The following is a 19,227-nucleotide window of genomic DNA, read 5'->3' on the forward strand; positions in this document are numbered from 1 at the left end:
CTGTCGCACAACGGCTCAAGCCTTGGGGGTATCGCCTTCGTCGTCCTGATCGGTCTCTTCGCTACGCGCCCAGAAGAAACGGTCGGGGAAATGGCGTCCCATGCCCGGGCGGAATGCGTTCTCCAGGACCTGCTGCAGATACTCTTGCGCTTCACTGACGGCTTCCGGCACGGCGAGGCCGTTGGCGAGCATCGCGGTGACGGCGGCCGCCAACGTGTCGATGGCGCCGGCGACGTTGTGGGGCGGCCGGTCCCAGGCGTCCTCGCGCACCACGCCACCCTCGGTGTAGAGCGTGTGCGTGAATTGCGGTGCGTTGTTGTCGCTCACCAGAATGAACTCGCAGCCGTTTTCCAACAGGATGGCAACCGCGTCGTCGAGCGAAAGGTTTTCGTTCTCCGTGACGGTCTGTGCCAGCGCGATGGCATTGGCCGGGCTCACCACAAGCACGCTGGCCTGCGGCACGAGCAGACTGGCCGTGGCCTCGCGCAACTCGTCGGCCGAGAGCAGGTGCTCGCCGGCCAGGCCGAAGTCGGGCGCCACCACCAGGGGCGTCTCGTCGTAATCGGCCACGATCTCGGCAATGGCCGCGACGTTCTCCGCATTGACAGCGCTTCCAACCTTGAAGGCGGCGACCGGCATGTCTTCGAGCAGCATGCGGGCCTGATCGACGACCCAGTCCGGGTCGACCGGCTGTACGTCGTTGCACGTGCGCGAGTCCTGGGCGGAATAGCCGGTGAGCACCGACACGCCGTAGCCGCCCATGCTCGCGAACGTGAGCAGGTCAGCCTGGACGCCGGTTGCCGAAGTCGGGTCGGAGAGTCCGAAGGTCAGGAGAATGGGAGGGGATTCAGTTTGCATGGAGGCAGGATAGACGGCGATCTGGTCACGCCTTGGGTTCGTTGGTACCATCACGCCTTAAATGCCCGTTTCGGAGCGCTGGAAAGCGTCGTGGGCATCGCCCGCCGGAGAACGAATGCACCGGCAGGTTCCCACGCCACCGTACGACATTTTTGTCTGCGGGGCCCGAAGCGGTTGACAAAGCCATTGTAACGGAACGCTCGTCGCTGAAGAAAGCATGGAATACAAGAGCTGGATGTGCCTCATTTGCGGTTGGATTTACGACGAAGAGGCAGGTTTGCCCGATGAGGGCATTGCGCCCGGCACGCGCTGGGAAGACGTGCCCATCAATTGGACCTGCCCCGAGTGCGGCGCGCGCAAGGAAGATTTCGAGATGGTGCAGATCTGAGGACGGGCGGCCCAGCCGCCGCCTGTTCCCCAAGGGTCTTGCGCGTCCAACGCGTCCGCCGCGTTTGTCGCGCGCTCCGAAGCATCGGATGCCTTCAATGCCTCTGATGTACCCGATCGCCGTTTGGCCGTCGTTACGGCATGGCGCTCGACGATCTGCCCGGCCTTCGGCCGGGACGGTGACGCAGCGGACTTCCCGCCCGAATTCACGAAGACCGGCCGTATGGCCAGGAGATGGCCTATGGTGACGCCGCAAACGCCTTCCGACACCACCATCAACACGCCCCAAACGTCCGCGCGCGAGACTCGCGACACGCCCTTGTGGCGTTTGCCCGAAGTGGCAGACGCGCTGACCGAGGCATCCGACGCCTGGTCCAACGGTCCGGCGGCCTCGCTCGGCCCGCTGCGACGGGCCAACCGTCTGCTCCAGTCGAGCGGCCACGCCGATTGGGCGCTGCACGGTGAGCGCCTTGTGCAGGCGATCGCCGAAGCGGCCTATGGGCAGCCGGCCAGCCAGGACGCCCAGCGCAATGCCCTGCGTCAGTTCGAACGCGACATCTGGCAGGCGGGGACGGCCTCTGGTGCATCCCCTGTGGCGACCGATGATGCCCCTCGCGCTTCCGAGCATTGGCCAGGCGCGCCGTCGCTGGGTGAGCTTCGTATGGCCGGCTGGCCGGCCGCGCACCCACGCCTGGACGGTCTGCCGGCGGGCACGGCACCGTTGCGAGCGGACGTCGAGCGCGTGCTGTTGCGACTGCTGCGTCCCGACGCGCAGGCCACCGACACCACTGCGGCCCTCGGTGAACTGGCTGATCTGGCGGCCGATCTCCACCGTGCGGGGGGGACGGCGCCGCTCGACTACTGGCGTCTGGCGGCTGCATGGCTGCGATTTTCCCGTGCGCCGTTGAGTCTGGCCGACAAGCGCCAGATTGGCCGGATGAATATGGCGTTACGCAAGCAACTGACGCGTGCGGTTGTGCCGGAGGGCGGGGCCCCCGCCGCAACGCCTTCGTCTGCCACGGCGGGTGTCGGCGCAAAGGGCGCAAACGAGGCCATTCCCGGCCACGATCTGCTCGAAGCGCTCGCCACGTGGCATGCACAAGCCCCGGATCGCTGGCTGGGCGCGCTGCTGACCGATTTCGGCGTACTGCGACATCCTGGCCATCTGCCCGAGCCGCTGGTCGATGCCGCACAGGTCGGGCAGAAGCAGGGCACGGGAAGCAGTTCGCGCGATTGGCTGCGCATTGGGCCGCTGGCGGTACGGCAGGACGTCTGCCAGACGTTCCTGAGCCTGGCGGACGAGGCGCTGCCCAATCTGAACGATCCGGCGGTGGCGGCGAAGGTGGCGCAATACTCGGCGGGCATCGGGCTGGCACCGGTCGCGCGGCTCGCGGCGGCGGTGGCGGCCACCGGCGAGCGGCTTGCCGCCTCGCCGCCGGCGGAGCCAGGGGGGCCGGCGGCGCTGGCGATGACGGTCAAGGCGTTGCGCGGCATGCTGCATCAGTTTGCCGCCGATACTTATCCGGAGTCGCGGCCCGACCTGATCGCGGAAATGGCGATGTGGCGCGAGCGTGCGCTGGACGCCAGCGTATTCGGACAGCGGCTCGTCACCGGGCGCGACGTTCCGTGATAAAGTCGGCGCAAAGGCTGCCATTGGCAGCTGATGGCCGTATCACGATGCGGAAAAAGTTCGTCTGCTGACCCGCAGCACCCGCTGCGCAAGGCAACACCCGGGCAGCAGACCGTCAAACAGCTTCCGATAAACTTTGGCCCTATGCCGAACGACCGTATCAACCTCACGAATCAATTCCTCATCGCCATGCCGGGCATGGCCGATCCGACGTTTTCCGGTACCGTCGTGTACCTGTGTGAACACAGCGAAAAAGGCGCGATCGGGCTGGTCATCAATCGTCCCACCGACATCGATCTGCAGTCGCTCTTCGAGCGGCTCGATCTCAAGCTGGAAATCGATCCCCTCGCGCATCAGCCCGTGTTTTTCGGCGGGCCGGTGCAGACCGAGCGCGGCTTCGTGCTGCATGAGTCGACCGGCGCGCCCTATAGCTCCTCGCTGTCGGTGCCGGGCGGTCTCGAAATGACGACCTCGAAAGACGTGCTCGAAGCCGTCGCGAATGGTCAGGGACCGCATCGTTTCCTGCTGACGCTGGGACATTCGGGTTGGGGCGCCGGGCAGCTGGAAGACGAGATCGGCCGCAACGGCTGGCTGACGGTCGCGGCGGATCCGGGCATCGTATTCGACGTGCCGCCGGCCGAGCGCTTCGATGCTGCGTTGGCGTTGCTGGGCGTTACCTCGTCGATGCTGTCCGCCGACGCGGGTCACGCATGACGGCTGGCAGTGCCACGGTCCTCGCCTTCGATTACGGCGAGCGCCGAATCGGGGTCGCCATCGGCAATCTGATGTTGCGCGAGGCCAGCGCATTGACCGTCGTGGCCAATCTCAATCGTGAAGTCCGGTTCGCCGAGACCGGTAAGCTCATCGCCGAATGGGAACCCGAACTCATCGTCGTCGGGCTGCCGTGCCATCCGGACGGCACGCCGCACGAGATGACCCAGCAAGCCAAGCGCTTCGGCAACCAACTCAACGGACGATTCAACGTGCCGGTCGTGTGGGTCGACGAGCGTTACTCATCGGTCGCTGCGGCCGCGGCGCTGGCCGAGGCGGGCGTCAAGGTTTCGCAAAAGACATCGCTCGACGCCGAGGCCGCTCGCATCATCCTTCAGCAATATTTCGACGAGCATGTTCCTGTCTGATATCCCGAGCGGCATTCCGCCCGCGCGCCGCCAATGCGACGCCGCGCAACGCCATCTCGCCGCGGAGCCCCTGCATGGCTAACGGAATCCTGGGCCGGCGCGGCCACCCGCAGCTCAACCGCAACGGCGAGCTGAAGCATTTGCTGACGGTGGAAGGGCTGCCGCGCGCCGTATTGATGCACATTCTCGACACCGCCACGCAGTTCGTCGGCGTGAACGATGCCGACGTGAAGAAGGTGCCGCTGCTACGCGGCAAGTCGGTCTTCAATCTCTTCTTCGAGAATTCGACACGTACGCGCACGACGTTCGAGATTGCCGCTGCGCGTCTGTCGGCCGATGTGCTGAATCTGAATATCAACGCGTCCTCGACGAGCAAGGGCGAAACGCTGCTCGACACCATCGGCAACCTGTCGGCCATGCACGCGGATCTGTTCGTCGTGCGTCACGCCCAATCGGGCGCACCTTACCTGATCGCGGAGCATTGTGCGCCGCACGTGCATGTCATCAACGCCGGCGACGGGCGTCACGCGCACCCGACGCAAGGCTTGCTAGACATGTACACGATTCGTCATCACAAGGGCGAATTTCAGAATCTGACGGTAGCGATCGTCGGTGACATTCTGCATTCGCGCGTGGCGCGCTCCGACATTCACGCGCTCACCACGCTGGGCGTGCCGGAAGTGCGCGCCATCGGGCCGCGCACGCTGTTGCCCGAGGGCCTAGAGCAACTCGGCGTGCGCGTATTCCACGACATGGATGAAGGGCTGCGCGACGTCGACGTCATCATCATGTTGCGGCTACAAAACGAGCGAATGAGCGGCGCGTTGCTGCCGTCGGCGGCCGAGTATTTCAAATATTACGGCCTGACGCCGGCGCGTCTCGCTTTGGCCAAATCCGACGCCATCGTCATGCATCCCGGACCGATGAACCGCGGTGTGGAAATCGATTCGGCGGTTGCGGACGGTCCGCAGTCGGTCATTCTCGAACAAGTATCGTTCGGCATTGCCGTGCGCATGGCGGCGATGAGTATCGTTGCCGCAACGCACGGGTGAGGGCGCCATGAAACTGCATCTGAAGGGCGGCCGCGTCATCGATCCCTCGACCCGAATCGATCGTGTCCAGGACGTCTTCATCGCGGCGGGCAGCATTGCTGCGCTGGGCATGCCGCCGGCCGACTTCGTCGCTGACCGAACCGTCGACGTGACGGGGCTGGCGGTCATGCCCGGGCTGGTCGATTTGGCGGCACGTCGCATGACGGCGGCCAGCGAAGCCGCGGCGGCGCTGGCTGGCGGGGTCACGCGCGTCGTTTGCCCACCCGATACCACCCCTGTGCTCGACGCGCCGGATCTCGTCGAAATGCTGCAGTTGCGCGCCCGTGCCGTGCACCATGCGCAGGTGCATCCGCTGGGCGCCTTGACGGTGGGACTTGCCGGCCGAGAACTCACGGAAATGGCGCAGTTGGCGCGAGCGGGCTGCATCGGACTGTCGCAGGCCAACGCGTCGATCACCGACAACCGCACCTTGTTGCGCGCGATGCAGTACGCGGGCACGTTTGGGCTGACTGTCTGGTTGCGCCCGCAGGACGCCGCGCTGGCGGCCGGCGGCGTGGCGGCCAGCGGTGCCGTTGCCTCTCGTCTCGGACTGGCGGGCATTCCGGTGGTGGCCGAGACCATCGCGTTGCACACGATTCTGGAACTCGTACGTGTGACGGGTACGCGCGTGCATCTGTGCCGTCTGTCGTCCGCAGCGGGGCTGGCGCTCGTGCGCTCGGCCAAGGCCGAAGGGCTGCCGGTGACGTGCGACGTCGCCGCGCATCATCTCCATCTGAGCGATATGGACATCGGCTATTTTGATGCTCAGTACCGACTCGATCCGCCACTGCGAGGGCAACGTGACCGAGAGGCCATCCGCGACGCCGCGCGCGACGGCACGGTCGATGCCATTTGCTCGGACCATACGCCGCTGGCGGTCGACGCACGTCTCGTCCCGTTTGCCGAAGCCGAGCCGGGCGCGAGCGGCGTGGAGTTGCTCCTGTCGCTGGTGTTGAAGTGGGCCGACGAGTCGCGCGTGCCGCTGGTCGATGCGCTGGCGCGGGTGACGTACGGGCCGGGACAGCGGCTCGCGACGGTGGCCCCGGGGGCGGGCCGGCTTGCGCCGGGGCAACCGGCAGACCTATGTGTGTTTGCGCCGTCGGCACACTGGACGGTGGCCGCGCAGCAGATGCGCAGTGCCGGCCACAACACGCCGTTTCTGGGTTACGAAGTGCCGGGTCGTGTAGGTCTCACGCTGGTGGGTGGCCACGTGGCGCACGAAACCCTCGCCGTCTAGGATGCGATTGTCGTGCTGCTAATCAAAAAAATTCGTCTTGCCTTGCACCTCACACGCGGTCTGCTGACCGCGCTGCTGTTTTTCCCGTTCCTGTCGGAAGCGGCGAAGCATCGTCGCATTCGCGCATGGTCACAAAAGCTGTTGACGCTGTGCGGCATGCGTCTCGAAGTCGAGCAGCGGGCGCCGTTGCCCGACAGCGGCGTGATGCTGCTGTGCAACCACGTGTCGTGGATCGACATCTTCGCGATCAATGCGTGGCAGCCGGTGCGGTTTGTCGCCAAGGCCGAGATTCGCCACTGGCCGTTGGTCGGCTGGCTGTGCGTGCAGACGCGCACCATCTTCCTGCAACGTGAGCGCCGTGCCGACGCCCGCCGCATCATGCATTACCTGTCCGATTGCCTGCGCGATGGGGACATCATCACCGTCTTCCCCGAAGGCACGACCACGGACGGTCGAAGCTTGTTGCCGTTCCACGCCAATCTGCTGCAGGCGCCGGTGGCTACGTCCAGGCCGGTGCAGCCGCTGTGTCTGTTCTATACCGATGCCGAGAGCGGGCGCCATACGATGGCGCCGGCGTATATCGGCGAAACGAGTCTGATCGAGTCCATCGACATGATTCTGCGCGCGCCGCCCATGACGGTGCGCTTGTCGGTGGGCGAACCGCAGCATCCGCAAGACGGTCAGCACCGTCGCGAGTTTGCGCTCGGCGCGCAGCGGGCGGTTGGCGATGCCTTGCAAGGGTTTCTGCCCGAGGCAGTGTTGCCGCAGAGCGGATCGGTCGGCTCGCGTGACTCGGCATTGGGTGACGAAGACGACGATACGGTGCGGGCCGTTCAGGTCTGACGCGTGTCGCGCGACACAAAAAACGGCGCCCGTGGGCGCCGTTATCGTTCGTCAGGGCGATGACCGTAGCGACGCAGACGTCACTCACGAGACGGGCCGCAAGACGTCGCCCCCGCGCGATCAATCAATGGCCTTTGCGCTTCTCGGCTTTGTCCGCTTTCGCCGATTTCCCAGCCCTCTCCACCTTTCCAACCTTTCTGATTTTGCCTACGGCGCCTCTATCGGACTTCTCGGCTTTCGCGGCCTTGGGCGCGTCTTGGGTCCTGTCCGCCTTTTTGACCTTGTCGCGCGTCTTGTCGTCAGCCATTGCAAGCGGATCGCGAATCTGCGGGCAGTCGACCTGGACCAGCTCGCGCGCGGCGGGCGTGCTGGCGAGCTTCACCGCGGATAACTGCCCGCCCCAGACGCAGCCCGTATCGAGCGCGAGCAGATTGTCGCGCATGACCAGGCCGAGCGCGGACCAGTGACCGAACGCCACCGTGACATTGGCTGTGCGACGGTTCGGCGTGTCGAACCAGGGCTTCAACTCATCCGTGGCCGCGTCGGCCCCTTCCTTGATCTTGAAGTCGATGCGCCCGTCCGCTGTGCAAAAGCGCATGCGGGTGAGGGCGTTGATTGTGAGACGTTGACGGTCTTCGTCGCTCAGATCGTCTTGCCACCGATCGGGCTGATTGCCGAACATGCGCGACAGGAACGTTCTCCAGTCCGGGCCACGCAACTGCCGCTCCACGTCGCGAGCGAGCGTGATGACCTGCGCGGCGTCCCATTGTGGGAGCACGCCGGCATGCACCATCAGATGACCCTGTGCGAAATGCGCGAGCGGTCGATGGCGTACCCAGTCGATGAGGGCGTCGCGGTCGGGGGCCTTGAGAATGTCGTCGAGGGTGTCGCTGCCGTGGGTCTGGCGCACACCGGCCGCCACGGCCAGCAGATGAAGATCGTGATTGCCGAGCACGGCCGTGACGCGATCGCCCAGCGCGATGACCTGGCGCAACGTATCGAGCGAGCGCGGCCCGCGATTGACGAGGTCGCCTGCCAGCCAGAGATCCGCGTCCGGAGGCAGGTGCGCGAGCAGTTGTTCAAACGACGTCTGGCAACCCTGCAGGTCGCCGATAGCATAGATGTCACGCATGGCGGAGGTGGCGCTGTCTCGTCTGTCTAGTTGTCCCGATCATGGGGATGGCGGGTGCCGCGGCTTCGCGCCTGCGATGCGTTGCCCTTGGAGCGTTCACTTTTTGAAAATCAGCCAGCGGGGTGCTTTGAAGCGAACGATGCGCAGATACAGCCAGACATACGTCACCATGAAGGCGACGCAGCACAGCGCGAGCACCAGACTGTGTCGCCAGAACACCGTCGCCGGGATCACTGCCAGCAAGCATAGCAGCCAGAGGTACGGAGACGTCAAGGAGTTGCGTTGCGTCAGCGCGCTTGCCGTGCGGGCGCCGACGGCCCAACGCATCAGCCGCTTGTAGACGAGCATGTGCAGGTGCACGCCATCGGGAATGCCGGGCGACATGCCGCGCACGAAGCGCTTGCGATAGATTGAGAAACAGACCTCGAAGGCGGGGTAAATCACCATCAGTGCCGGGTACCACGGCGACACCTGCGGGTTGCGCATGACCAGCAACACGGCAATTTCGGCCAGCATGAAGCCGATGAAATACGCGCCGCCATCGCCGAGAAAGATCAGTCCGCCGGGAAAATTGAAGATGAAGAACCCGAGGATCGCGCCCACCATGATCATTGAGGTAGTGAGCACAACGGGGTCTTGTACCTGAAACCCGACATAGCCGAGCGAGGCGAACATGATCATCGCGACCATCGCGGCGAGCCCGTTGAACCCGTCGATGATGTTGACGGCATTGGCCATGCCGGCCACGCATAGCACGGTGAGTGGTACCGACACGGCGGCGAGCATCAGCGCGTGGTCGGCCAAGCCGATGTCGATGCGCGTGATATGGATGTCGAGCAGAAGCCAGGCCAGCAGCGCGGCGAACATCGTGCAGATGAGACGCACCGTCGGCGTCACTTTCTTGGTCAGGTCTTCGACAAAGCCGGAGAAGAATGCGGGCAGGCCGCAGGCGACGAGCAGGAGGATATTGCGCGAGACGACGGGATACGAGAAACCGAGCGCCGTGGCGGCCACGATCAGGCCCGCCAGAATGCCGACGCCGCCGATGCGCGGAACCGGACGCACGTGAAACTTCTGCACGCCGGCAACATCGCTATCGCCGGAGAAGCGGGCGTGAACGTGCGCATAGCGGACGATCAAGAGCGTCGCGATGAACGACACGAGCAGGGCGATGGCGAGACTCAGCATGATGCGATGTAACGGCCGATGATTCGGCCGTCGAAGAGAGAATTCGGAAAGACGTCTTACTTCTTCTTGACCACCATCCAACGCGGCGAGCGGAATCTTACGATTCGCTGATACAACCAGACGTACGCCACGATGAATATCAGACAGCAGGCCGCCAAAAGACCACTATGCCGCCAGAAAATCGTTGCCGGAACGACGGCCGAAAGACACAGCACCCAAAGGTAAGGGGAGGTCATCGAATTACGTCGTGCGAGTTGTGATGCGATTTTCGAACCGACGGCCCAGCGCAATACTCGCTTGTAGATGAGCATGTGAAGGTGCACGCCGTCAGGCATGCTGGGAGAGACTCCGCGGACGAAGCGTCGCCGGTAGATCGAGAAGCAGACTTCGAAAATCGGGTAAATCAACATGAGTGCCGGATACCACGGGGAGACCAGCGGGTTTCGCATCACGAGCAGAATGGCGAGTTCCGCAAGCATGAACCCAAGGAAATAGGCGCCGCCATCCCCGAGAAAAATCAACCCATTTGGGTAATTCAAGATGAAAAAGCCGAGCACTGCGCCGACCATCATCATCGCGGCGGAAAGCACGATGTTATCGCCGACCTGAAACGCGACGTAGCCCAGCGACATGAACATGAAAATGCTGACCATCGCGGCAAGTCCATTGAAGCCGTCGATGATATTGATCGCATTGGTCATCGCCGCAGTGCAGATGACGGTCAATGCGACGGAAATCGCTGGAATGGCGAGCAGAGCGTCAATCGGGGCAATGCCGATGCGATTGATGTGGATGCCCAATATCCAATAGGCGACGAGCGCCGACACCATGGCGCACAGCAAGCGCATTCTTGGGGAGACACGTTTGGTGATGTCTTCTATGAATCCGCCGAGAAACACCGGTGCGGCGCTGGCGGCCAGCAGCAAAATTTCTTCGAGGCGTCCTTCGTATCGGAAAGTTGCGAAGGTGCCGGCGACAAGCAGACCGAACATAATGCCCAAACCGCCAATGCGTGGCACAGGATGGGCATGAACCTTCTGAACCCCTTTTGTGTCGCTATCGCTGGAAAAATGCGCATGCACGTGGGCATACCGCACAATAAGCAGCGTAGTGACAAATGAAACCACCAATGCCAATGTCAGGTTCAGCATGTTACGGACAAGTTAATCGCGTTGATTAGTATTTATGTGCGATTGGCGTTCCCTCGCTAAGCCCGCTTTAATCGTGAGTCGAGCCAAACGGAGTCCCCCGATTGACTTCGCCGAGTATTCTCAAGTACTCGGCGATCACCAATCGCTCGTCGAAATTTTGCGCTACTTTAGCACGCCCGGCCTCCCCGACCGCCGCGAGATCACCCGCTGACATGTCTGCCACCTGTTTCATCTTCGCGGCCAGTGCCGCCGCGTTCTGTACGGGGATGACCCATCCTGTCACGCCTTCGCTCACCACCTCACGGCAGCCCTGAACGTCGGTCGTGATCACAGGGCGGCCCATGGCACTCGCTTCGAGAAGGGTTCGCGATAAACCCTCCCGATAAGATGGCAGCACGATGCAGTGTGCTTGCGCGATGAAGGGGCGAACTTCCTGCGTCACGCCCAAATATTCGACGAGACCTTCCCGCTCCCACGCGGCCACCTGCTCACGCGAGATCGCTGTTGGATTTTCAACGTCGGCGGGGCCCAACAACTGGCATCGGACGTGCGGCATCGTCACCTTCAGCGCGCGCGCGGCTTCCACGAACTCCAGCACGCCTTTGTCGCGCAATAGCCGCGCAATCAACAAAAATCGAAATGTGCCATCGTCTCCCGGCCAAGGGGCGGGGGCGAAATGATCCAGATTGATGCCTTCCCCCGGGAGAAGACGTGCTTTGCGTATATCGACGAGCCCGCCGTTGACCATGGCATCGAAGTCCGCCGTATTGAGCAACCAGTTCTCCCGCGTGTGACGGAAGGCATACCGGTACAAGAAGCGGACGACATGCGTAATGAACGATCTGTTGATGAACACGGTGCCCATACCCGTCGTGATCGATACCGACGCAATCCCAGCCCAATGCGCCGCCATGGCGCCGTAGATATTCGGCTTGATCGTGTAATGGAAGCAGACCGCAGGACGAACGCGTCGGTACAGGCGATACAGACGCATCGCGAAGGCGATGTCCTGCAGCGGATTCTGCCCTTTGGACGCCATCGGCATGAGGTGTACCGTGCACCCCATCTCGCGCAGCAAGGGCGAATAGTCGTCATCCGGGGCCACGACGTGGACGGGGTGCCCGTCGGCCAGGAGTGCCCGGATCGGGCCGCCACGAAAATTATGAATCGACCAGAAAGAGTTCGAGCAGAAAAGAACGGGTGCTTGCATGGGATTCAGTGGATTTCGGCTTGAGCCGCTGCAAGACGCGCATACACCGCGATCCAGCGCGTCACGACTGCATCGAGAGAGTAATGGGTGATGATGCGCTCGCGATTGGCGGCGCCGGTCGCGTGACGCGCGCTCGCGTCGGCGCGCAGATGGCGAATCAGGGCGTCCCCGAGCGCCTGCGCGCTGCCTACCGGCACGAGCGTGTTGCCCGAGACGGTGCCGAGGAGTTCGCGCACCCCCCCGCAGTCAGTCGACACGACGGGCAAGCCGCTGGCCATCGCCTCGCCAATCACGAGCGGCAATCCTTCCCAGGCGGACGACATCGCATAGACGTCCGCAGCACACATCCATTGCGCGATGTCGTTGCTACGCCCGAGCAGCGTAATCGCATGGGCCAGCCCGCGTGCGTCCACGAGCGCCTGCATAGCACCGCGCAGCGGCCCGTCTCCGGCGATCGCGAGGCGTGCTTCGGGCACCGCCAGGAGCACATGCGAGAACGCGTCGATCAGCGTCGGATAGTCCTTCGCTTCAACCATCCGGCCCGCCGCGAAGACGATGGGCGTCGCCGTCGAGGGCAACGTGGGTATGGCCGCACGCCACTGCGACCGAACCTGCTCATCGGGACGGTAGCGATCCGTGTCGATGCCGTTGGGCACGCTCACGATACGTTCCGCCGGCGCGGCGCGTTGCGCAACGAAGGCGGCCACCGCGTCATCGCTGACGTTCGTCGTCAAATCCGTCCACCGATCCGTCAGCCGATAGGCCAGCATCCGCAGACGTCCGCCTTCATTGCGGCTGTGCGCGCTCGTCACCAGCACCGGCACCGGGGCAAACCACCGAGCCACGCGAGCCAGCAGGTTGGCATGCACCATGTGGGCGTGCACGACGTCGGGCTGCCACGCGCGCAGGTGCGCGACGAGGCTTCGCAACGCACACACGAGGGACCACGGCGTCTTGCCCGCCTTCAATTCAATGAGCGTGAGCCGCGGCGATTCCGGCAAGGCGATGGCACAGGTGCCCGTGAGCGAGATGAGTGCGACGTCATGCCCGCGCGCGAGGAAACCCCGGGCGAGATCGGCGACCTGCGTTTCCGCTCCCCCCAATTGCAGACCGGTGACGAACAGAACGATCTTCATCGCGCGCTCCGCGGTGTCGAACCGCCCTCGGCCCATAGCGCTTCCCAACGCGCCGCAATGGCATCCGCGCCGAAGTCCCGCGCATGCGCGTAGCCCGCCAGGCCAAGTCTGCGTCGCAGGGAGGCGTCGCCGATCAGCCGTTTGAGCCCGCCAGCCAACCCCTCGATATCGCCGTCGTCGATGATCAGACTGTCGACCTCGTCATGCAACAGCGCGCGGGGCCCGGCATCGGCAGCGTAGGCCACGATGGGCACCGCATACGCCTTGGCTTCAATTAACACGAGTCCGAAACTTTCACGTCGCGACGGGAGACAGTAGATCGCCGCCCGCGCATAGTGCTGCGCGATGTCGGCCACGGCGGGCAGCACCTGCACGCTGTCGCCGACCCCGGTGTCGCGCGCTTGCGCGAGCAGCGCGTCGCGCAGCGGGCCATCGCCCACGATACGCACCTGCCAGCCAGGGGCGTCGCGGGCGATACGCGCCCAAGCGTCGATCAGGCGGTCGAAGCCCTTCTCCGGAACCAGGCGCCCGACGGCGACAATGCCGCCCTCGCTGCTGGGCTCGGGAGGCGCGTCCGGGATCGCAAGGCCCAGCGGATTGGGAAGCGTGACGAACTGCGCCCGGGCGTGGGGATGATGCGTTCGCCACGCGTCGCGGTCGGCGTCAGTGAGCACGACCACGGCGTCGTACCGACGTGCCGCCAGCGCACGCGCCCATCGGCGGGCGCGTCGGCCGAGGTCGCTGGCGTAGGTGCTGTGCTCCCAGGCGATGCGTTGCAGCGGCAGTCCGATCGTGGCGGGCACGGTGTAGAGCGCGAGCATCGGGTCGACGTCGATCAGCACATCGATGGCGTGCTCGCGCACATAGCGCCGCACTTGCCGAACGATGGACACGTAGTGATGCTTGAACGCCAAGCGCTCGGCGAACATCGCGTGGTGCGCGACACCGGGCGCCAACGGGAAGACGGGCTTATGGCCCCACAACGACAGCACGTGCACGCGATGCCCGCGCGCCGCAAGCGCGTTCGCGAGCGTGGCCGTCGCGCGTTCGGCGCCGGCGAAGGCCGCGAGCGTACCCGTGAACAGGCAGAGGGTACGGCCGACGTGGTTGTTCGGGGAATGAGACAGCGTCATCGCATCAGTCTCGCCGGAGCAACCAGACACCGAGCACCAGCGCGGCCGCATACCCCGCGCCGTAGCCAAATGCGCCGGCGAGCGCTCCGAAATGCGGGGCCAGGCCGCGCACGACCGCAAAGGCCACCACGGCCGCACATAGCCACTTCGCGATGACCCAGCGTCCGGCGCCGCGACGAATCAGCGTGAGGTTCAGGGCGGCGTCGGCGAACACCAGAATCCCCATGAGCGCCGAGACGCGAAGAATTTGCGCCGACTCCGCGAATCCGGCGCCATAGATCAGGTGCACGATCCAGGGCGCCAGCAGCGCGATCGGCATCGCCAGGCAAGCGCCGGCGGCGACCATCAGCCACACCGCACGCACGGTATTGCGTCTCGCGGTGGCGTTGTCGAACGTCTGAAAGATCAGTTGCGGCGCCAGCGAATTCGCGATGATCGGCGCCACGAGCACGAAGTTTTCCGTGATCTGCATGGCGGCGGCATACGCGCCGAGTTCCGCGAGCGGGATGAGCGGCTTGAGCACAAGTTGGTCGATGCGCTTGAAGAGGATCATGAGCATCAGGCCGCCCCAGAACGTCATGCCGCTCGAGAGCAGGTCCACCAGCAACGTGCGCCGCCAGATCACAGGCGTCTTCGGCGAATGCTTGAAGTAATACCGAACCAGCAGCGCGGCGGCCACGACGGCCTCGACAGCGTAGACGACCGCGAACGCGGCAACGCCCGCGTGTGTCACGAACAGGAGCGCCACGAGGGCGAGTTTGACGCCGAGCCCGCAGAGGTTGGCCGCGACGCTCGGCCGGTTGAACGTGCGCGCCTGCAACCACGCGATGACAATGCCCGCAGGCTCGCGGAACCAGAGCGCCACGCCGAGCCAGAGGGCAACGGCGACCAGCTCGGACTCGGCAAACCCGATGACGTAGATGGCCAACGCCGCGTAGGCGACGGCCGCAGCGGCCAGGCGCAGCACGAAAGCATGGGCGATGACCGTGCGTTGCTCCGCCTCGGTCTTGCCGACCAGTCGCGGCACCACGACCTCGCTGCCGCACAACAGCGTGAGGGACGCGGCGAGGAACACCAGCGATTGCGCGTACTGAAACAGGCCGAACTGCGCGGCGCCGAGGCTGCGTGCCAGTAGGCCGGAGACGGCGATGCCACCGGCGATCTGCGCGCCGCGCTCGGTCAGCATCCAGAGGATGTTGCGAATGATGGTGCGATAGGGCATGTGGCGCTCGCGCGGCTCACTCGTTCTCAAGTCAAGATAAGCAAAACCGGCCTCGCAAGGCCGGTGCTGGGGGACGTCACACGCGTGTCACGATGCGCGGACACTGATTGTAGGCGATCGCTGACAAGGGTTTGGAGGGAAATGCCGCAGTGCGGCGAAGTCCCGTATAATTTTAGCGTAATGCAGCCGATCCCGGCCGGTCTTCCTGCCGGGATTTCGCGTTTGCTGCGCGCTCGGCGCTGGCTTTCCGGCCGACGCCCCTCGACATTTCCGTTACGTATGGGTTCGCCCAGGCGATACGCCCGGCCCCTCGCGTCGGATGACGACTTTTTCCCTCGTTTCCGAGAGATCCTCCCCCATGACGCAAACCACGCAAGTTTCACCTGCGATTTTCAAGGCATACGACATCCGCGGTATCGTCGGCAAGACCCTGGATGCCAACGTCGCGCACCTGATCGGACGCGCGTTCGGCACGGCGGTGCGTCGCGAAGGCGGCAACGCGGTCGTGGTCGGTCGCGACGGCCGTCTGTCCGGACCCGAACTGGTCGGCGCGCTCTCCGACGGCCTGCGCGCCGCCGGTGTCGATGTGGTCGATATCGGCGTCGTTGTTACGCCGATGGTGTATTTCGCGACGAACGTCACACTGCATGGCCGCATCGTCGACTCCGGCATCATGGTCACGGGTAGCCACAACCCGCCCGACTACAACGGTTTCAAGATGGTCTTGCGCGGTCGGGCGATCTACGGCGATGCCATTCAGGGCCTCGCCACGCTGATCGGCCAGCAGGACTTCGAGACGGGGCAGGGCACGTACACGGCCGACGAGATCGGTGAATCGTATCGCGCGCGCATCGCGGGCGACGTGCATCTGGCGCGGCCGATGAAGATCGCCGTGGACTGCGGCAACGGTGTGGCGGGCGCGTACGCTCCGGCGCTGTTCCAGATGCTCGGCTGCGATGTCATCGAGCTGTTCTGCGAGGTCGACGGCACGTTCCCGAACCATCACCCGGATCCCGCCCATCCGGAGAACCTCCAGGATCTGATCCGCACGCTGCAGACGACCGATGCCGAGATCGGCCTCGCGTTCGACGGCGACGGCGACCGTCTCGGCGTAGTCACCAAGGACGGTCAGATCATCTATCCGGATCGCCAGTTGATGCTCTTCGCCGCCGAGGTGCTGAGCCGCCATCCGGGCGAGAAGATCATCTACGACGTGAAGTGCACCCGCAACCTCGCGGATTGGGTGCAAAAGCACGGCGGCGAGCCGCTGATGTGGAAGACGGGGCACTCGCTGGTCAAGGCCAAGCTCAAGGAAACGGGCGCACCGCTCGCGGGCGAGATGAGCGGCCACGTGTTCTTCAAGGACCGCTGGTACGGTTTCGACGACGGCCTGTACACGGGCGCGCGTCTGCTCGAAATCCTGTCGAAGGCAGCCGATCCGAGCGCGGTGCTCAATGCGCTGCCCAACTCGATTTCGACGCCCGAGCTGCAGATCCCGCTGGCCGAAGGCGAGAACTTCGCGTTGATCGACAAGCTGCGCGAGACCGCGAAGTTCGACGGGGCGCGGGACATCGTCAAGATCGACGGCGTGCGTGTCGAATATGCGGATGGTTTCGGTCTGGCCCGTTCGTCGAACACCACGCCGGTCGTCGTGCTGCGCTTCGAGGCCGACAGCGATGCGGCCATCGCGCGCATTCAAGACGACTTCCGCCGCGCCATCCTGGCCGTGAAACCCGACGCCAAGCTGCCGTTCTGAGGCGAGGCCTGGGGGTCCCAGCGCCGGGCAACCGGCGCGGGACGTCTTAAGGGATGCCGGATGGGCGTCGAGGGGACGCCATAAGATACGCCGTAAGGGGACCGCTGCAAGAACGGCGCAATCAACGCTGTTCGGCGGGCCGGGTCGGGGTAAAATCGCGGTTTTGCTCACGAGGCCCGGCCGAACCGCCGGGGCGTGCGGTTGCAGGTTCTGATCGTCAAAGTCTCGTCGCTCGGCGACGTCGTCCATAACATGCCCGTGGTGCAGGACATTTTGCTCCACCATCCCGACGCCCAGATCGACTGGGTGGTGGAAGAGGGCTTCGTCGACCTCGTCAAGCTCGTGCGCGGGGTGCGCCGGGTCATTCCTTTCGCGTTGCGCCGCTGGCGCAAGCAGCCGCTCGCCGCACGCACGTGGCAGGAGATCGGCGCCTTTCGCCGCGCCTTGCGCGAAACCCCTTACGACTACGTGATCGACACGCAGGGTCTGATCAAGACTGGCTGGATCGCACGCACGGCGCGCGGCGCCGTGTGGGGGTTGGGCAACCGGACCGAAGGGGCCAGCTACGAGTGGCCGGTGCGTTACCTCTACCGGCATACCGTGCGCATCGAGCCGCACACGCACGTGGTTACGCGCTCGCGGCTGCTGGTGGCCGAAGCGATGGGGTTCAAGGTAACCGACGAGATCGACTTCGGCATTGCCACCGAGCGCGCCGACCACAGCCAGTGTCCGGACTATCCGTATGCGGTGTTCGTGCACGCCACGTCGCGCGACGACAAAACATGGCCGGAAGACGACTGGATTGCGCTGGGTCGCGATCTGGCGTCGCAAGGGTTGCGGATCGTATTGCCGTGGGGCAGTGCGGCGGAGCGCGAGGTCTCGCTGCGACTGGCCACCGCGCTGGGTGACGACGCCTGGGTGCCGCCGAAGATGAATCTGTCGCAGGTCGTTGGCCTCATCGATCGCGGCGCGATCACCGTTGGCGTGGATACGGGGCTGGTGCATATTGCCGCAGCACTGAACCGTCCCACCATCGAGTTATACAATTTCAGCACCGCGTGGCGCACCGGCGGATTCTGGTCGCCGCGCATTGTCAATCTTGGCGACGCCGCGCACAAGCCAACGCTCGCGCAAGTCCGCGACGCCGTGCGCCAGCTCGCACCGTCGCTGCGGCCTGTGCCGAGCGGCGACGGCGCGCCCCGGGAGGACCGAAGCGCATGAGCCAAATGAATGAAAGCGGCCAGATCGTTACCGTGGAATCCGGCGACTGGCAGGCAGGGCAACTGTCGGTGCCGCGCGAGACGCTGGTGGCCGATGTCGAGGCCGGCAAGGTGCTGTATTTCCCGCACCTGGCCTTCGCGATCGATGCCGCGGAGCAGCGCCTGCTCGATCCGGCCATTGCCGATCCGAAGCGCAAGAACATCAGCCTCGATCCCAAGTCCGACGTGCTGGTCGGTGTGGCCGCCGACGACAGCACGCAGCGCGCCGTCCATGCGCTGGTCAAGCGTTACTACACGCAGGCGTGCAGCCTGATCGACGGTCTGTTGCCCGAGTATCGCGGCAAGTTGCGCGCGGCGCCCACGAGTCTGCGTCTGCATCGGGTTGAAACGCGCCAGACGTCGTGGCGCAAGGACGACAGCCGACTGCACGTCGACGCCTTTCCGTCGCGCCCGAACTACGGCGAGCGCATTCTGCGCGTGTTCACCAACGTCAACCCGGCAGGGCAGCCGCGCGTCTGGCGTGTGGGCGAGCCGTTCGAAACGGTGGCCAAACGCTTCCTGCCGAAAGTGCCTACCCAATGGCCGGGCTCCGCGTGGCTGCAGAACGCGGTAGGCATCACCAAGCGTGAACGCAGCGGCTACGACCACATCATGCTGCATCTGCACGACGGCATGAAAGCCGACATGGACTACCAGCGCGACGCGGAACAGCAGACCATGCCGTTCCCGCCGGGCAGTGTGTGGATCTGCTTCTCGGACCAGACGTCGCATGCGGTGATGTCGGGCCAGTTCATGATGGAGCAGACCTTCTTCCTTCCCGCCGAAGCGATGGTGCACCCCGAGTGCTCGCCGCTGGCGGTTTTGCAACGTCTCACGCATCGGGCGCTCATCTGA

At 64.6% G+C, this 19,227-nt stretch carries 17 protein-coding genes and 1 pseudogene; 10 read left to right on the forward strand and 8 right to left on the reverse strand.

The annotated features are described in order from the left end of the window. Positions 1–15: 15 nt before the first annotated feature. Positions 16–858: a bifunctional hydroxymethylpyrimidine kinase/phosphomethylpyrimidine kinase gene (gene thiD, locus PCE31106_RS13710; protein ID WP_017232942.1), complete on the reverse strand. Its 843-nt coding sequence runs from the start codon at positions 856–858 to the stop codon at positions 16–18. A gap of 217 nt (positions 859–1,075) precedes the next feature. Here thiD and PCE31106_RS13715 point away from each other — a divergent pair, with 217 nt between their 5' ends. From PCE31106_RS13715 to PCE31106_RS13745, 7 genes and pseudogenes are all read left to right on the forward strand, one after another. Continuing rightward, the gene (locus tag PCE31106_RS13715; protein ID WP_006400971.1) at positions 1,076–1,246 is read left to right on the forward strand and encodes a rubredoxin; all 171 of its coding nucleotides are present in this window, start codon (positions 1,076–1,078) and stop codon (positions 1,244–1,246) included. Positions 1,247–1,486: 240 nt separating this feature from the next. After that, positions 1,487–2,875 carry a serine/threonine-protein kinase gene (locus PCE31106_RS13720; protein ID WP_150563624.1) on the forward strand — a complete coding sequence of 463 codons (1,389 nt, stop codon included), beginning with the start codon at positions 1,487–1,489 and terminating at the stop codon, positions 2,873–2,875. A gap of 144 nt (positions 2,876–3,019) precedes the next feature. Continuing rightward, positions 3,020–3,589, forward strand: coding sequence for a YqgE/AlgH family protein (locus PCE31106_RS13725; protein WP_017232134.1), 570 nt, complete (start codon positions 3,020–3,022; stop codon positions 3,587–3,589). Beyond that, positions 3,586–4,014, forward strand: a complete 429-nt coding sequence (gene ruvX / locus PCE31106_RS13730; RefSeq protein ID WP_150563625.1) for a Holliday junction resolvase RuvX — start codon at positions 3,586–3,588, stop codon at positions 4,012–4,014. Before PCE31106_RS13725 ends, ruvX begins: the two co-directional genes overlap by 4 nt. A gap of 98 nt (positions 4,015–4,112) precedes the next feature. After that, a pseudogene (locus PCE31106_RS13735) lies at positions 4,113–5,066 on the forward strand (aspartate carbamoyltransferase catalytic subunit); the annotation flags it as partial. 7 nt (positions 5,067–5,073) lie between these two features. Next, positions 5,074–6,342: a dihydroorotase gene (locus tag PCE31106_RS13740; protein ID WP_150563626.1), complete on the forward strand. Its 1,269-nt coding sequence runs from the start codon at positions 5,074–5,076 to the stop codon at positions 6,340–6,342. A 12-nt stretch (positions 6,343–6,354) separates the two neighbouring features. Then, on the forward strand, positions 6,355–7,185 hold the full coding sequence (locus PCE31106_RS13745) for a lysophospholipid acyltransferase family protein (RefSeq protein WP_150563627.1): 831 nt from the start codon (positions 6,355–6,357) through the stop codon (positions 7,183–7,185). 124 nt (positions 7,186–7,309) lie between these two features. Here PCE31106_RS13745 and PCE31106_RS13750 read toward each other — a convergent pair whose 3' ends face one another. The 7 genes from PCE31106_RS13750 to PCE31106_RS13780 form a co-directional block, all read right to left on the reverse strand. Further along, positions 7,310–8,317, reverse strand: a complete 1,008-nt coding sequence (locus PCE31106_RS13750) for a symmetrical bis(5'-nucleosyl)-tetraphosphatase (RefSeq protein ID WP_150563628.1) — start codon at positions 8,315–8,317, stop codon at positions 7,310–7,312. A gap of 96 nt (positions 8,318–8,413) precedes the next feature. Beyond that, entirely contained in the window at positions 8,414–9,505 is a 1,092-nt protein-coding gene (locus PCE31106_RS13755; protein ID WP_150550587.1) for an MraY family glycosyltransferase, read from the reverse strand. Between the two features lie 56 nt (positions 9,506–9,561). Further along, complete coding sequence (locus tag PCE31106_RS13760) at positions 9,562–10,656, reverse strand: MraY family glycosyltransferase (protein WP_150563629.1); 1,095 nt, start codon at positions 10,654–10,656, stop codon at positions 9,562–9,564. A gap of 67 nt (positions 10,657–10,723) precedes the next feature. Next, complete coding sequence (locus tag PCE31106_RS13765) at positions 10,724–11,866, reverse strand: glycosyltransferase family 4 protein (protein WP_150563630.1); 1,143 nt, start codon at positions 11,864–11,866, stop codon at positions 10,724–10,726. Positions 11,867–11,871: 5 nt separating this feature from the next. Continuing rightward, entirely contained in the window at positions 11,872–13,002 is a 1,131-nt protein-coding gene (locus PCE31106_RS13770; protein WP_174975183.1) for a glycosyltransferase, read from the reverse strand. After that, positions 12,999–14,135 (reverse strand): glycosyltransferase family 4 protein, encoded by a 1,137-nt coding sequence (locus tag PCE31106_RS13775; protein ID WP_174975184.1) that lies wholly within the window; start codon positions 14,133–14,135, stop codon positions 12,999–13,001. Before PCE31106_RS13775 ends, PCE31106_RS13770 begins: the two co-directional genes overlap by 4 nt. A gap of 4 nt (positions 14,136–14,139) precedes the next feature. Then, positions 14,140–15,357 (reverse strand): oligosaccharide flippase family protein, encoded by a 1,218-nt coding sequence (locus tag PCE31106_RS13780; RefSeq protein ID WP_150563633.1) that lies wholly within the window; start codon positions 15,355–15,357, stop codon positions 14,140–14,142. A gap of 358 nt (positions 15,358–15,715) precedes the next feature. Between PCE31106_RS13780 and PCE31106_RS13785 the strand changes: the two genes are divergently transcribed. The 3 genes from PCE31106_RS13785 to kdoO all read left to right on the forward strand — a co-directional run bounded on the left by PCE31106_RS13785 (position 15,716) and on the right by kdoO (position 19,227). Next, positions 15,716–17,113: a phosphomannomutase/phosphoglucomutase gene (locus tag PCE31106_RS13785; protein ID WP_150563634.1), complete on the forward strand. Its 1,398-nt coding sequence runs from the start codon at positions 15,716–15,718 to the stop codon at positions 17,111–17,113. A 252-nt stretch (positions 17,114–17,365) separates the two neighbouring features. Next, positions 17,366–18,334, forward strand: a complete 969-nt coding sequence (gene waaC / locus PCE31106_RS13790) for a lipopolysaccharide heptosyltransferase I (RefSeq protein WP_254441054.1) — start codon at positions 17,366–17,368, stop codon at positions 18,332–18,334. A gap of 5 nt (positions 18,335–18,339) precedes the next feature. Beyond that, positions 18,340–19,227, forward strand: coding sequence for a Kdo hydroxylase KdoO (gene kdoO, locus PCE31106_RS13795; protein WP_026131630.1), 888 nt, complete (start codon positions 18,340–18,342; stop codon positions 19,225–19,227).

The sequence above is a fragment of the Pandoraea cepalis genome (genome assembly GCF_902459665.1).
GTDB lineage: Bacteria > Pseudomonadota > Gammaproteobacteria > Burkholderiales > Burkholderiaceae > Pandoraea > Pandoraea cepalis.

Excerpts from the sequence above, each read along its gene's own strand:
- PCE31106_RS13715 (WP_006400971.1), top strand. The coding sequence starts at position 1,076 with ATGGAATACAAGAGCTGGATGTGCCTCATTTGCGGTTGGATTTACGAC.
- PCE31106_RS13750 (WP_150563628.1), bottom strand. The coding sequence starts at position 8,317 with ATGCGTGACATCTATGCTATCGGCGACCTGCAGGGTTGCCAGACGTCG.
- waaC (WP_254441054.1), top strand. The coding sequence starts at position 17,366 with ATGCCCGTGGTGCAGGACATTTTGCTCCACCATCCCGACGCCCAGATC.
- PCE31106_RS13725 (WP_017232134.1), top strand. The coding sequence starts at position 3,020 with ATGCCGAACGACCGTATCAACCTCACGAATCAATTCCTCATCGCCATG.
- PCE31106_RS13780 (WP_150563633.1), bottom strand. The coding sequence starts at position 15,357 with ATGCCCTATCGCACCATCATTCGCAACATCCTCTGGATGCTGACCGAG.
- PCE31106_RS13765 (WP_150563630.1), bottom strand. The coding sequence starts at position 11,866 with ATGCAAGCACCCGTTCTTTTCTGCTCGAACTCTTTCTGGTCGATTCAT.
- PCE31106_RS13785 (WP_150563634.1), top strand. The coding sequence starts at position 15,716 with ATGACGCAAACCACGCAAGTTTCACCTGCGATTTTCAAGGCATACGAC.
- thiD (WP_017232942.1), bottom strand. The coding sequence starts at position 858 with ATGCAAACTGAATCCCCTCCCATTCTCCTGACCTTCGGACTCTCCGAC.
- kdoO (WP_026131630.1), top strand. The coding sequence starts at position 18,340 with ATGAATGAAAGCGGCCAGATCGTTACCGTGGAATCCGGCGACTGGCAG.
- PCE31106_RS13720 (WP_150563624.1), top strand. The coding sequence starts at position 1,487 with ATGGTGACGCCGCAAACGCCTTCCGACACCACCATCAACACGCCCCAA.
- PCE31106_RS13770 (WP_174975183.1), bottom strand. The coding sequence starts at position 13,002 with ATGAAGATCGTTCTGTTCGTCACCGGTCTGCAATTGGGGGGAGCGGAA.
- PCE31106_RS13755 (WP_150550587.1), bottom strand. The coding sequence starts at position 9,505 with ATGCTGAGTCTCGCCATCGCCCTGCTCGTGTCGTTCATCGCGACGCTC.
- PCE31106_RS13740 (WP_150563626.1), top strand. The coding sequence starts at position 5,074 with ATGAAACTGCATCTGAAGGGCGGCCGCGTCATCGATCCCTCGACCCGA.
- PCE31106_RS13775 (WP_174975184.1), bottom strand. The coding sequence starts at position 14,135 with ATGACGCTGTCTCATTCCCCGAACAACCACGTCGGCCGTACCCTCTGC.
- ruvX (WP_150563625.1), top strand. The coding sequence starts at position 3,586 with ATGACGGCTGGCAGTGCCACGGTCCTCGCCTTCGATTACGGCGAGCGC.
- PCE31106_RS13760 (WP_150563629.1), bottom strand. The coding sequence starts at position 10,656 with ATGCTGAACCTGACATTGGCATTGGTGGTTTCATTTGTCACTACGCTG.